Annotated in this window: 13 protein-coding genes; 7 read left to right on the top strand and 6 right to left on the bottom strand. The window is 46.5% G+C overall.

The features are described from left to right. The first annotated feature begins 134 nt into the window (after nucleotides 1-134). The 4 genes from ACHZCY_RS00405 to ACHZCY_RS00390 all read left to right on the top strand — a co-directional run bounded on the left by ACHZCY_RS00405 (nucleotide 135) and on the right by ACHZCY_RS00390 (nucleotide 3,462). Nucleotides 135-359 carry a twin-arginine translocase subunit TatC gene (locus tag ACHZCY_RS00405; protein WP_205220573.1) on the top strand — a complete coding sequence of 75 codons (225 nt, stop codon included), beginning with the start codon at nucleotides 135-137 and terminating at the stop codon, nucleotides 357-359. Continuing rightward, nucleotides 251-898 carry a twin-arginine translocase subunit TatC gene (tatC, locus tag ACHZCY_RS00400; RefSeq protein ID WP_319547449.1) on the top strand — a complete coding sequence of 216 codons (648 nt, stop codon included), beginning with the start codon at nucleotides 251-253 and terminating at the stop codon, nucleotides 896-898. The genes ACHZCY_RS00405 and tatC overlap by 109 nt, the downstream gene beginning before the upstream one ends. Nucleotides 899-1,060: 162 nt before the next feature. Further along, nucleotides 1,061-2,341 (top strand): class II fructose-bisphosphate aldolase, encoded by a 1,281-nt coding sequence (locus ACHZCY_RS00395; protein ID WP_319547448.1) that lies wholly within the window; start codon nucleotides 1,061-1,063, stop codon nucleotides 2,339-2,341. A 110-nt stretch (nucleotides 2,342-2,451) separates the two neighbouring features. Then, a complete protein-coding gene (locus ACHZCY_RS00390) occupies nucleotides 2,452-3,462 on the top strand; it encodes an NAD-dependent epimerase (RefSeq protein ID WP_319547447.1) in 1,011 nt (336 codons plus the stop codon). Between the two features lie 157 nt (nucleotides 3,463-3,619). Here the strand turns inward: ACHZCY_RS00390 and dxs are convergent, their stop codons facing one another. Genes dxs through xseB form a run of 3 tightly spaced genes read right to left on the bottom strand, consistent with a single transcriptional unit; the run spans nucleotide 3,620 to nucleotide 6,645 of the window. After that, nucleotides 3,620-5,527, bottom strand: a complete 1,908-nt coding sequence (dxs, locus tag ACHZCY_RS00385) for a 1-deoxy-D-xylulose-5-phosphate synthase (RefSeq protein WP_205220569.1) — start codon at nucleotides 5,525-5,527, stop codon at nucleotides 3,620-3,622. Between the two features lies 1 nt (nucleotide 5,528). Beyond that, on the bottom strand, nucleotides 5,529-6,422 hold the full coding sequence (locus ACHZCY_RS00380) for a polyprenyl synthetase family protein (RefSeq protein WP_319547446.1): 894 nt from the start codon (nucleotides 6,420-6,422) through the stop codon (nucleotides 5,529-5,531). Next, nucleotides 6,412-6,645 (bottom strand): exodeoxyribonuclease VII small subunit, encoded by a 234-nt coding sequence (xseB, locus tag ACHZCY_RS00375; RefSeq protein WP_205220567.1) that lies wholly within the window; start codon nucleotides 6,643-6,645, stop codon nucleotides 6,412-6,414. The genes ACHZCY_RS00380 and xseB overlap by 11 nt, the downstream gene beginning before the upstream one ends. 122 nt (nucleotides 6,646-6,767) lie before the next feature. Here xseB and ACHZCY_RS00370 point away from each other — a divergent pair, with 122 nt between their 5' ends. The 3 genes from ACHZCY_RS00370 (at nucleotide 6,768) to hslU (ending at nucleotide 9,789) form a co-directional block, all read left to right on the top strand. Beyond that, the gene (locus tag ACHZCY_RS00370; protein WP_319547445.1) at nucleotides 6,768-7,697 is read left to right on the top strand and encodes a tyrosine recombinase XerC; all 930 of its coding nucleotides are present in this window, start codon (nucleotides 6,768-6,770) and stop codon (nucleotides 7,695-7,697) included. Nucleotides 7,698-7,832: 135 nt separating this feature from the next. Continuing rightward, complete coding sequence (gene hslV, locus ACHZCY_RS00365; RefSeq protein ID WP_205220565.1) at nucleotides 7,833-8,396, top strand: ATP-dependent protease subunit HslV; 564 nt, start codon at nucleotides 7,833-7,835, stop codon at nucleotides 8,394-8,396. Then, nucleotides 8,368-9,789, top strand: coding sequence for an ATP-dependent protease ATPase subunit HslU (gene hslU, locus ACHZCY_RS00360; RefSeq protein WP_319547500.1), 1,422 nt, complete (start codon nucleotides 8,368-8,370; stop codon nucleotides 9,787-9,789). Before hslV ends, hslU begins: the two co-directional genes overlap by 29 nt. A 736-nt stretch (nucleotides 9,790-10,525) precedes the next feature. Here hslU and ACHZCY_RS00355 read toward each other — a convergent pair. The 3 genes from ACHZCY_RS00355 to ACHZCY_RS00345 all read right to left on the bottom strand — a co-directional run bounded on the left by ACHZCY_RS00355 (nucleotide 10,526) and on the right by ACHZCY_RS00345 (nucleotide 12,953). Then, nucleotides 10,526-10,804 carry an RNA recognition motif domain-containing protein gene (locus ACHZCY_RS00355; RefSeq protein WP_205220564.1) on the bottom strand — a complete coding sequence of 93 codons (279 nt, stop codon included), beginning with the start codon at nucleotides 10,802-10,804 and terminating at the stop codon, nucleotides 10,526-10,528. 104 nt (nucleotides 10,805-10,908) lie between these two features. Continuing rightward, entirely contained in the window at nucleotides 10,909-12,624 is a 1,716-nt protein-coding gene (locus ACHZCY_RS00350) for a DEAD/DEAH box helicase (protein ID WP_319547444.1), read from the bottom strand. Between the two features lie 128 nt (nucleotides 12,625-12,752). Further along, a complete protein-coding gene (locus tag ACHZCY_RS00345) occupies nucleotides 12,753-12,953 on the bottom strand; it encodes a cold-shock protein (protein ID WP_205220562.1) in 201 nt (66 codons plus the stop codon). Nucleotides 12,954-13,036 lie beyond the last annotated feature (83 nt).

Raw genomic sequence — 13,036 nt, 5'->3', positions numbered from 1 at the left:
TCCGGATATCAGCGATGAGTCAGGAGGAGGGTGCAGGGCACCGCAGCGGCGATTAGGTGCTTTTATCCGGTTTACATTACAGCCGAGATGCGGTAGATTTCCTCAGTTTATTAATATAATTACAGGTACAGGTTGTGGGTAATCAAGAGAATTTTGACAAACAAACATTAACGGAACATTTGACAGAGCTTCGCTCTTGCCTGATTATTTCAATGGCTGCCATTGGTGCCGGCTTTGCCATAGCCTATACGTGCATACGACCCATAGCCGATTGGTTTTTTCGTCCACTGGTCCGGGTGCTGCCAGACAAGCAGAGTTTGATATTTATCTCTTATCAGGAAGGGTTTTTTTTTATCTAAAACTAGCCCTGGTGTGCGGACTGTTAATAGCAAGCCCTGTCCTTTTTCACCAGTTGTGGCGCTTTATTGCACCAGGGTTGTATCACCATGAAAAAAAGGTGTTGCTTCCTTTCACGTTTATTTCTTCTTTGTGTTTTTTAGGTGGAGCAGCATTTGGATACTTTGTTGTTTTTCCTCCGGCTTTTTCCTTTTTGATCGGATACTCAAGCTCTTTTTTGGAACCTATGCCGGCTGTGAGCGAATATTTCTCTCTTGCCTTGCGGTTGCTTTTGGCTTTTGGGGTTGTTTTTGAGTTGCCTGTGTTTATGGTCTTTTTAGCAAAAATAGGTGTGGTCAATAAACAATTTTTACAGAAAAATCGAAAGTATGCACTACTGATCGCTTTTATTGTTGCTGCGATATTAACGCCCACGCCGGATATCGTCAATCAGCTGCTTATGGCTGGTCCACTGATAGTATTGTATGAGGTGAGTATCATCGCTGTATCTTTGCTGGTTAAGTCCACATTTATAGGGTTTCCGGAAAAGAAGGATTCTTGAATAAGTGGATTTTCAGGGTATGAGGATGGGCAGCAAAGGAGGCTTGAGGGAATAATCGATATGTTTGATAATCCTGGTGCCGAGATGTTATCGTCTGATAGTGTAGAATTGTTGTAAATTATAGCATCTTAAGTGATAAAAAGTACCTTGAGGAGGTTTACAATGGCATATATTGCTGATTTTGAGAAGGCTCTTGAGATTGGGCGACCACCTAATATTACAACGCTTTTTCCGCATTCGCGGGCACTGATTGTGAGTGGCAAGGTTATTGATCGTGCAATGATGGCCAAGGGCGGTGCTATGACCATAGCAGCCAACGGTAGGAGTAATGTAGTGATCCGTGGTGCTCTCAAAGCTGCTCAAAGGGCACGTTCAGCTATTATCATCGAGATCGCCCGTTCTGAAGGCGGTGCAAATGCATATTGTGCGGTCAATTACTGGAATATTGCCCGTCAAGTTGACGCATTGTGCAATGAAATGGGAATTACTGTTCCCGTTGCCATTCATGCAGATCATTACGGCATTAAAAACACAGCTGATATAGCCCCTGCAAGTGTTGAAATTCCTTCACTCTTTGATGCAGGAATTACTTCAATTGCCATTGATGCTTCACACATGCCCGATGATGATAATTTGCTGGCAAGTATAGAGTTGGCTAAATATGTGCCTTCATGGGCCGGGTTTGAGACCGAAGTCGGCGAGATAAAAGGGACTCAAGGGCTTTCTTCTTCTGAAGAGGCGTTGTTCCTGATCCGGGGGCTTAATGCACATAATATTTTTCCTGATTGGATTGCTTTAAATAACGGGACAACCCATGGGATAGAGGCCTCCGCCCAGGGGATCCAGGTTGAGTTGACAGCAGAGATTCATGATGCCTTGGCTAAATATGCTGTTTCCGGAGCCCAGCACGGGACCTCGGGAAACAATTCCGATCGACTGCGAGAGATTGCTAGCAAGACACAGTCAACAAAGGCCAATGTGGCAACGGCCTTGCAGATGATTTCCTGGGGACTTGCCGTCAATGATTACGGCAATGCAGCCCTTGATGCTGAAGGTGAGTTTATCAAAGTACCCGGTGAAGGGGTTGGCGAAGAATTGTGGCAGGATATCCAACAGTACGCGGAAACTCAGGGCTGGAAAAAAGGAGATTACAAAAAGCTCAATCTGCCTTTTGAAAATAAAATTATGGGCCAGCCAAGAGCCATTCGCGAGAGGATGGCAAGAAGGGTTGAAGATTTTGTCTACACCTTGTTGGTTGAAGTCTTCAACGCTGCTGATACTGCCAGATATGGCGTGGAAGCTTTACTTGATGCCGGAAGCTATGATCTCGGTCCTAAAATCGGACGTATTGAGCCTGTGGAAGAATGGAGTGAGCCTGAGATCCGCAGACGAGCTGCAGCCCTTGACACCGATAAAGGACCGGAAGGTGATTTTGACGATTAACCTGCCTCTTGGGTTAAATAGGATTTTTTTGAACAACAGACTTCTAGTAAGTCTGTTACACTCTAAAAGATGGTTAGGTTTTTCAAATGCTGTCGTGAATAGAATATACTATGGAAACAATTCTTATAACCGGTGCTGCTGGATTTATCGGCCATGGACTGGCAAAACGTCTGTTGGAACAGGGCAGGACTGTTGTTGGCCTTGATAATATAAATGATTACTACGACCCGCAATTGAAGCGGGATCGACTGGCACAGTTACAACCTTTCAAGACGTTTTCGCATGCTGAGTTTAACATGGCTGATCGTCAGGAAATGGAAAAATTGTTTGCAGAATCGAGCTTTGATGCGGTTGTAAATTTAGCCGCTCAGGCAGGAGTACGCTATTCGCTTATTAATCCTCATTCGTATGTGGATACCAACCTGGTCGGTTTTGTTAATGTTTTGGAAGGGTGCCGCCAAAGTGGTGTCAAGCATTTGGTATATGCCTCTTCAAGTTCGGTCTATGGTGCCAATACCAAGATGCCTTTTTCCGTGCATGACAATGTGGATCATCCGGTTTCCTTGTATGCGGCATCAAAAAAAGCCAATGAGCTGATGGCTCATTCCTATAGCCACCTCTTTAACCTGGCAACAACCGGCCTCCGCTTTTTTACGGTTTATGGCCCTTGGGGACGGCCTGATATGGCGCTGTTTCTTTTTACCAAGGCTATTTTGGAAGGTAGACCCATTGATGTCTTTAACAATGGGGAGATGGAAAGGGATTTTACCTATATTGACGATATTGTTGAAGGCGTTTTGCGGGTTATCGATCATGTGCCTCAGCCCAATAAAGAGTGGCGGGGCGATGCGCCGGATCCTGCAACCAGCTATTGCCCATGGAGAGTTTTTAACATCGGCAATAATAACAAAGAAAAGTTAATGCGTTATATAGAGGTGCTTGAGCAGTGTATTGGTCGAAAAGCTGAGAAAAATTTTCTGCCGATGCAGAATGGGGACGTTCCTGCCACCTACGCTAATGTTGATGACCTGGTGAGGGAAATTGACTTTAAACCCTCCACCAGTATTGAAGATGGGATTGAACGCTTTGTGCAATGGTATAGAGAATATTACCGCATTTAAGCAATGACTCTATTTGGTTGGGGCTGTTGTTGTTGCGTAATTATTGAAAGAATATCGAACTGACTACAAGGGGGAAAGGGGGATTTACCTCTATCCCCCTGTAGGGCTTTTCTTCGACTGGTCAGGATCGTTGACCTGTTTTTTTACAAATATATTGTTATCTGTTAAGCAGTTTGCGCGTTGCAGCAATAATGCCCTTGCTGTCTATTCCTGCATTTTCCCATAAGATTTTCTGTGGTCCATGTTCGACAAAGGTACTTGGGTAACCAAGCATTTGCAAAGGTATATGAAGGCCTTGCTCGTTGAGCATTTGCAGCACCATGCTGCCAAAGCCCCCTTGGGTACAATTATCCTCCACTGTGATTACATACCGGGTTGTTACCGCCCATTTACTTATGAGCTCTCGGTCAAGGGGTTTGACGAATCTAGGGTTAATCACTGCCGCGGAAATACCAAGTGCCGCAAGTTCTTTTGCAGCTTCTAAGGCCGGGTAGACCCGATTGCCCACCGGGAGGAGGAGAACGTCTTGGCCGGATGTAAGCAACTCCCCCTTTCCATGAGGCAGTGCCGTGAAATTAAGATCAAAGGGGATCCCCTCTCCATTGCCACGTGGATATCGAATTACAACCGGCCCATCGTGGAGCGAGGCTGTATACATCATGTGTTGTAATTCATTTTCATCTTTGGGCGCCATCATGGTTAAATTGGGCACAAAGGAAAGAAAGGATAGATCAAAGATTCCGTGATGGGTGGGGCCGTCCGCACCAACGACTCCGCTTCGATCCAAGGCAATGGTTACCGGAAGGTTGGGCAGGCATACATCATGTACCAACTGGTCCAGAGAGCGCTGCATAAAGGTGGAATAGACCGCAAAAAAAGGACGCATGCCTTCAAGTGCCAAACCTGCTGCAAAGGTAATGGCGTGTTGTTCGGCGATTCCAACGTCGAAAAAACGTTCAGGAAATTCTGCGCAAAATGGTTGGAGTCCTGTACCACCGGGCATGGCTGCCGTGATTGCAGCTATTTTGTTATTGCTACGGCCAAGTTTACAAAGAGTGTTCCCGAAAACTTTGGTGTAGGAGGGAGTGGAACTTCCTGATTTTTTCGGTTTGCCTGAAATGATATCAAAAGGGCCGACTCCATGATACGCACCTGGGTTCTCTTCAGCCGGTTTGTAGCCCTTGCCTTTGGTCGTTACGACATGAATGAGAACCGGACCGTGGCTGTTGTCTCGGACATTGGCAAGCGTTGCTATCAGGTTATCAAGGTCATGACCTGGTATGGGGCCGACATATTTAAATTTCAGTGCTTCGAAGAGGATTCCCGGAGTCAGGAACGCCTTCAGACTTTCTTCGCTCTTGCGGAGGATGGAGAGGATGTTTTCCCCCACAGAAGACAAGGCCATCAGTCGTTCTTCGATGTGATCTCGAACCCTGCGAATAGTTTTTCCTGTCATCTTTCTGCTGAGAAAGCTGGAAAAAGCACCTACATTTGGCGAGATGGACATCTCGTTATCGTTGAGGATCACGATCAGGTTTTTATCAAGGTCGCCTGCATGATTAAGCGCCTCAAAGGCCATACCTGCAGTCATGGAACCGTCACCGATAATAGCGATGACCCTGTTGTTATCCTGTCGCAATTCCTTGCCTACTGCCATACCTAAACTATAGGAGATAGAAGTGGAGCTGTGCCCGGTTTCAACAGGGTCGTAAATGCTTTCCGAGCGTTTGGGAAAACCGCTAAGCCCTTTATATTGGCGAAGGGTATGGAATACGTCTTTTCTACCGGTTAACAGCTTATGCGCATATGCCTGGTGGCCGACATCCCAGATGAGTTTATCTTCAGGCGTGTTAAAGACGTAATGCAGTGCCATGGTGAGTTCTACGACACCGAGGCTGGGCGCGAGGTGACCGCCAGTCTCTGCAACCGTTGATATAATAGTCTCTCTGAGTTCGTGCGCTAGGGCCGGCAATTCATCAGGGGTGAGGCTGCGCAGATCTTTGGGTGAATTTACATAATCTAAGACTTTGTGGTGCTGATCCACCGGGTTGTTCATGATGAGCATGTTAATACTTCCGTTCAATGATATAGGATGCTATGCCCCTGAGCGGGTCAGCATGGTGATCAAAAATGGCAAGGGATTCCAGAGCATCGGCAACTGCTTCTTCGGCCATTTTTTTTGACTGGTCGATCCCGAAGAGGGAAGGGTAGGTGACCTTGTCGGCTTCCTCGTCGCTACCTACCGGCTTACCCAGTTCCTCCGTAGTTGATACTACATCCAGCAGGTCGTCAATTATTTGAAAAGCAAGGCCAATGTTGTTGCCATAGCTTGTCAACGCTTGTTGGTGTTCTTTTGCAGCACCTGCGGCTAGACCACCGCCTACGACAGAGGCGGTAATCAGTGCCCCTGTTTTGCTTTTATGGATCGTTTTTAGGGTCTCATAGGCAACTTGTTTTCCCTCATAAATCATATCAAGTGATTGGCCGCCGACCATGCCGAACGTTCCGGCTGCCTGGGCGATTAGGTGTATGACTTGCAATGTAACAGCCGGGTCACGTTGTGAACTCCCGTTGCTGAGTAGTTCAAATGCATAGGTCAGAAGTCCGTCACCTGCAAGTATAGCGGCTGCCTCGCCATAGATGGTATGATTGGTCGGTTTTCCCCGGCGAAGATCATCATCGTCCATTGCCGGCAGGTCGTCATGGATGAGGGAATACGTGTGAATACATTCCATGGCACCGGCGATGGGGAGTATTTCTTGTATATCGCACTTGCCGCAACTGACTGCTTCCGCCCCCGCAAGGCAGAGAATGGGACGAACACGTTTCCCGCCGACAAAAAGGCTATAGCGCATTGTCTCAATGTGGCCGGCAAAGTCGCCAACAGGTTTGGCTATTGCTTCTTCAAGGTACGCTTCAACAATGCTGCGTTGTTTGTTCAGGTATGCCTTAATCTCCAATTGAGTTCTCCTCAAAGGGGACATTTTCATAGGTATTGTTTTTTTTCATGAGTATCTCTACCCTGCTCTTGGCTTCTTCAAGGGTAGTGTTGCAGAAGTTGACCAGCTGCATGCCTTCGTCAAATTTTTTTAAGCTCGTTTCCAAGGGTAATTCGCCGGCTTCCAGTTCCACGGTGATTTTTTCTAATTTGGTGAGTGCACTCTCGAATGTTTTTTTGGCCATAACTCGGCTCCATGCTTTTCTCTGTCGAAAAGGCTGTCGGTTTGGTGCTTGCCTTGCAAAGCGTACAGGGTTAATCTTATAGCTTAAACATAATATCCCTTCCTTTCAATACCTGTTTGGCAATGATACACTATATTGATCAATTTGTTTCCTGGCTATGCCTAGAAAAGGGGTATTCCCCGCATACTATCGATGGTTACAGGCGAGATGTAGAAGAATTTTATCGTTTTTGTGAAGCACCAGCTCACGTCGATGCCATGGGCAGTGCGGTTGTGAAAAGATTCACCGCTTCTTTATACAGAGTCAACAGTGGTGCTACGATTGCGAGAAAGTTGTCAGCGCTGCGTACATTTTTTCGTTATCTGTCAAGAGAAGGCGTGTTAAATGCTGATCCACTTGCGGGGATTGCAAATCCTAAAACGGGAAAGCACATTCCTCATTTCCTTACCGTGGATGAGGTGTTTGCCTTGCTTGAAGCACCTAAACCTAAAGATACTTTTCACCTCCGGGACAAAGCCATTATGGAGATGTTGTATGCGACTGGGATGCGAGTATCTGAACTGGTTGCAACCAATGTGGCCGATTATGAACGTGCAGCAGAGGTGGTCCGGGTCAAGGGAAAAGGTCAAAAAGAGCGAGTAGTCCCTTACGGGAGGACCGCAGCCGAGGCTCTAGGGTATTATCAGGCTGAGCGTCAGGCCCTCATCGTTGCAAGGGTGAGTCGCGGCTATGAGGCGGAACGAGCAGCAATGTTTCTCAACAGTCGTGGAACCCGTCTAAGTGTCAGAAGTATCGAACGAGCAATACGTATGTATGGCGAGCGAGCAAGTATCGAAGTACCTGTTACTCCGCACGGGCTTCGGCATTCTTTTGCAACTCATTTACTGGAAATGGGGGCGGATTTACGCATGGTTCAGGAATTACTTGGCCATGTCAGTCTGTCGACCACTCAGAAATATACCCATGTCAACATAGACCATCTTACCCTTGTGTACGATAAGGCCCATCCCAAAGCACAGCTTTCAAAGCTTGGGGGAGATGGTACTGAGTAAGCAGTCCATCGGGATCTTGCAGCAAGTTGCGACTCATTGAAAAATGAACAGGGATTGACTCTTGGAGGGTGAGTGCTTAATATTGCCCAGCACTGTGATTTGTTACCAATGTTGATTCTATCTTTTTAGAAAAATATGAAAAAAATTCGATCTACAACTATAGTTGCCATACGCCATAAAGGAGAAGTCGTGGTTGCCGGGGACGGTCAGGTTACCCTGGGCGCCACGGTGATTAAGCATCAGGCAAAAAAGGTGCGCCGGCTCTATCACGACAAAGTTATTACCGGGTTTGCCGGAGCAACAGCTGACGCATTTACCCTTTATGATCGGCTGGAACAGAAGCTTGAGCAGTTTAACGGCAACTTGATGAGAGCGGCGGTGGAGCTTGCAAAGGATTGGCGAACAGATAAAATGTTGCGCCGTCTTGAAGCTATGCTGGTGGCTGTCGATAGTAAATATTCACTGCTGCTGTCCGGCAATGGGGACGTGATCGAAGCTGATGACGGCATAATTGCCATAGGCTCTGGTGGTCCATATGCGCAAGCTGCAGCCACCGCACTTATCGAGCATTCAGATCTTGATGCACCTGCAATTGCCAGGAGCGCACTTGAAATTGCAGGCTCCATCTGTGTTTATACTAACTCCAATATTGTTGTTGAAAAAATAAATGATGAAAGGACTGAACTCACTCACCCCTAAACAGACAGTAGCAGAGCTTGATCGCTATATTATAGGCCAGGCTGATGCTAAACGATCGGTTGCAATTGCACTTCGTAACCGGTGGAGACGACAGCAGGTAGACTCGCCCCTGCGGGAGGAAATAGCTCCTAAAAATATTATTATGATCGGTCCCACCGGGGTTGGCAAAACGGAGATTGCACGGCGTCTTGCTCATTTGGCCCAAAGTCCGTTCCTTAAAGTAGAAGCTTCCAAGTTCACTGAAGTCGGGTATGTCGGCCGGGATGTGGAGTCAATGGTCAGAGACCTCACCCAGTTGGCTGTGAATATGGTGACCAAGGAGGAAGAGGGTGGGGTTCAAGAACAGGCAGAAAGGCAAGCAGAAGAACGTTTGCTCGACCTGCTGCTGCCTCGCGTACCGCAGAGGCCCGTCTCTCCCCCAGCACAAGGGGAGGATTCCGGAGTCGTTTCTCTTGGCTATGATGGTGATGATGCGGCCGCATCCGGCTACAAGCAAGGATCAGGTTCAACCAGAGAACGATTTCGTCAGATGTTGAGAAATGGGGAACTCAATGACCGTATGGTGGAACTGGATGTTGCAAGCAACCAGACCGGTACCCCCATGGTTGAGGTTTTTTCAGCTTCTGGAATGGAGGACATGCAGAGTTCCCTTCAGGATGCTTTTTCTAAATTTTTCCCGAAAAAGAAGCAAAATAGAAAAATGAAAGTGCCTGAGGCACTTGAGTGTTTGAACAAGGAAGAAGCTGAAAGGCTGGTTGATAACGAGAGTATTGCCGAAAAAGCTGTCCGCCGCACTGAACAGTCAGGGATAATTTTTCTTGACGAAATTGATAAAATTGCTTCCAGGGGAGGAAGCGGCTCCGGTTCTCCTGAAGTTTCAAGAGAAGGGGTGCAACGAGATTTGCTGCCCATTGTTGAAGGGGCAACCGTTACCACCAAGTATGGTCCTGTAAAAACAGATCATATTCTCTTTATCGCAAGTGGAGCGTTTCACGTGTGCAAACCTTCTGACCTTGTGCCCGAATTGCAGGGACGTTTTCCCATACGGGTCAATCTCAATGCTCTTGGCGAGGAAGAGTTTTTTCGTATTTTAACAGAGCCGCAGGGCGCGCTGGTCAAACAATATAAAGCGCTCCTTGCCACAGAAGATATCCATATGGTTTTCGAAGAAGAGGCTATCCATGAAATGGCCAGGATAGCTGTTCATGTCAATCAGAAGACCGAAGATATTGGTGCGCGGAGGCTGCATACCATAATGGAACGGGTGCTTGATGAGGTGTCTTTTGACGCTTCTGAACGAGAAGACCTTACTTTTACTGTTACTGCTGAGTATGTACGAAATCAGCTGACGGATATAGCTGACAATGAGGATCTGAGCCGCTATATTTTGTAAATGAAGCGTTAGCCTTATTGTAGGTAATCAAAAAAGAAAAAGGGGCAGGGGCAGCATCAAAATCTGGCCCCTTTTTTTTTGATATGGAACCAGGCGGCTCTGTAGGATTTCTCAGCCCAGGGCTAAGAGAACTATGTTGCAGCAAATTGGGTGCCTATCCCGAGATAGTGCCTTGAGTGCGGTGACAAGAGTATCGGTATGAAGTAAATGTATGTACAAATTGTGGAAAACAGCTTGTTGACTGGACTCGGGCAGAGAAATACATAGCGCAACACCAGATGAGACATCAAGAACGCTCCTGAAAATTATACCAGGTGGGTGTGGCGAGACGATCCTGCTGGTAAAATAATTGTGGGTTATCGATCAGAGCGATTTGTTGGATCCCTTTTTATTTACGAGCAAGGACGACACATTGGTAAAGGTGTGGTGGTGCTGTGCTTCAGGTAGAGATGAGGGTATTGAAGGCGGTATGATTATTCTTAAATAGGAATATTGAGAAAGCAAGGCCTGGAAGATTTTGCCCCCACCCATACTCCTGCTGTAATGATACCAGCCTTAAGCAGACTACCAGTCTTGATGGATATTATTTTTCAACAGAGAGTATACGGCCTGTCCCGATTGCTGCCTGTGCCTTGGGGCTCGTAAAGGAGGAATATCTGTTATGCAAAAGGAGAAAAACCCGTCAACAAATCGTTTTTGTTCTGTTGCATAACAGGGCTGTAACTTGGGAAGGCTTTTAGTAGCGCGGACGGCGCTTGGAACGTTTGTTACGTTTTTGGGGCTGTACCTGATTGACTTTTATTTCTCGCCCTTTAAACATACTCTTGTTTAACGATTTAATGGCCGCATCGGCTTCTGAGTTGTTTGGCATCTCTACAAAAGCAAATCCCTTAGGTCTGCCTGAATACCGATCCATTATCAAGCGAGCGCTGGCGACTTCACCAAACTCTGAAAAGAGAACCTCAAGGTCATTTTCGTTTACATCAAAGGGTAATTGACCCACATAAATATTCATAATCACTCTCCTCAGATGAGCTTTATCGTGCACGTGTACGCTGGCACTGGATTAGGCAGAACAGGGACCCCCTGTTTTTTGCCTTTTGTGTAAGTTGATGGATATTATTTCCTCCCGGCCTTATTGTTGCCTTTAAAAAAACGAGGATTTCCCTTTGCAGCTGATTTCGGGGCTCGTTTTTTTGAGGCCACCTCAATGGAAACCGGTTTTCCGTTTATGGTAATAGCTTGAAAGGCGCTGAGAACCTGGGGGATATATTTACTATCTGCCTCAATAAGAGCAGAATTTCTCATTATTTCTATTTTCCCGACCTTGATACGCCCTCCACCTGGAGCACCATTGATGGTGCCTATAAGTCTTTGCGGCATGATGCCATCACGGCGGCCGACATTCAGAAAAAAGCGGGTGAACTGTTGATTGCGATCCGTATGTCGAGTTTGAAGCTTACGCCTGCCATCCCTTTTTTCATGTTCACCTTTGCCTCTGTCCCTGTCTTTTGCATTGAGATCAGGTGCATTGCGGTAATATTCAAGCAATTGGTTGAATTCAAGGGAGAGGAATTTTTTGATAAGTTCTTCCCGATCATAGGATGCAAGTAACTCTGCAACCTCTGAGTAGAGTGGATCGATTTGTGCGCTATCTACTTCGACCTTGCTCACCGTGTCGACAAGGTTGAGGAGTTGCTTCTGACAGATCACTGTGCCGGAAGGCACTTGGCATTGGATAAATTTCTTTTTAATTTTTTTCTCAATTTCCCGTATCTTATACCGCTCTCTTGGGTTGATGATGGCTACGGAAATTCCTTTGCGTCCGGCTCTGCCTGTACGGCCGCTACGGTGGGTATAGTTGGCAAAGTCATCAGGGAGATTGTAGTTGACCACATGGGTGAGGTCGTTAACGTCTAAGCCACGGGCGGCAACGTCTGTGGCAACAAGAATCTGAAGATGTTTAGAGCGAAATTTGCCCATGACCAGATCTCTCTGTGCCTGGGACAGGTCCCCATGCAGTGCGTCTGCATTGTAGTTGTCCTGGATTAATTTGTTCGCAACTTCCTGGGTTTCCAGTCTGGTCCGGCAAAATACTATGGAATAGTTGCCCGGTGCATTGTCAAGGAGTCGCTTTAAAGTCGGGTAACGGTTGTGATGATGTACAGTGTAATATTCATGGAGTACGTTTTCTGCTCCAGCATTACGCTTGCCCACGGTTACTTCGGCTGGATCCGTCATGTACTTGCCGGCAATTGCAGCGACCTCTCTTGGCATGGTCGCGGAAAAAAGCAGGGTGTTTTTTTGTGCAGGGGTTTGTTCCAAAATGGCGTTAATCTCATCTTGAAAGCCCATTTGCAGCATTTCGTCGGCTTCATCAAACACAACGTAACGGATATGGGATATATCGACTTTTCCTCTCCGGATCAGATCATTGAGGCGCCCTGGAGTTGCAACAATAATTTGCGCTCCTTTTCGAAGAGCTTGCATTTGTTGTTCAATGCGGGCACCACCGTAGATGGACAGAATTTTTAATTTTCGAATATTTTTAGCATAATCCTGTAAATCCCTAGCGACTTGGACACATAATTCTCTTGTCGGACAGAGGATCAGTATTTGTGTACTTCTGTTGCTGTATTCTGTTAACTGGATCAAGGGGAGGCCAAAAGCTGCCGTTTTTCCTGTTCCGGTCTGGGCGAGACTTATGAGGTCGCCTTGCTTGCCGAGCAGCAAGGGAATGACTTCAGTTTGAATTTGGGTAGGGGTGACGATTCCCAGGGAATCAAGTCCCTGTATAATTTCGTCTTTAATGCCGAGATCTGAGAATGTTGTCATGAGATATATAAAAAGGAAATGGATGGTGTTTGGTAGTAAGGTGATTTGGGGAAACACCGCTGTTTCTCCAAAAAAAATGCCCTGCTCTGAAAGCAGGGCATTTGAGGGTCGTATGTTTTAGAAAGAGTTTACAGCTGTACTACATTAGCTGCTGCCGGTCCTTTCTGGCCGTCTACTACTTCAAACTGTACTTGAGCGCCTTCATCAAGTGTTTTGTAACTATCTGATTGGATCGCGGAATAATGGACAAATATGTCAGAACCATTTTCCTGTTCAATAAAACCAAAACCCTTTGACGCGTTAAACCACTTTACAATACCGTTGTTCAATTCTTTTGTTTCCTTTCTGCTGGCCTTTGAGACGGCCAATTCATTGATCGAGGATATTATATATTTACTCTCATGATATAAAA

The organism is Desulfogranum marinum, from assembly GCF_963675105.2.
Taxonomy (GTDB): domain Bacteria; phylum Desulfobacterota; class Desulfobulbia; order Desulfobulbales; family Desulfobulbaceae; genus Desulfogranum; species Desulfogranum marinum.
This window is presented reverse-complemented; position numbering and strand designations above follow the sequence as displayed.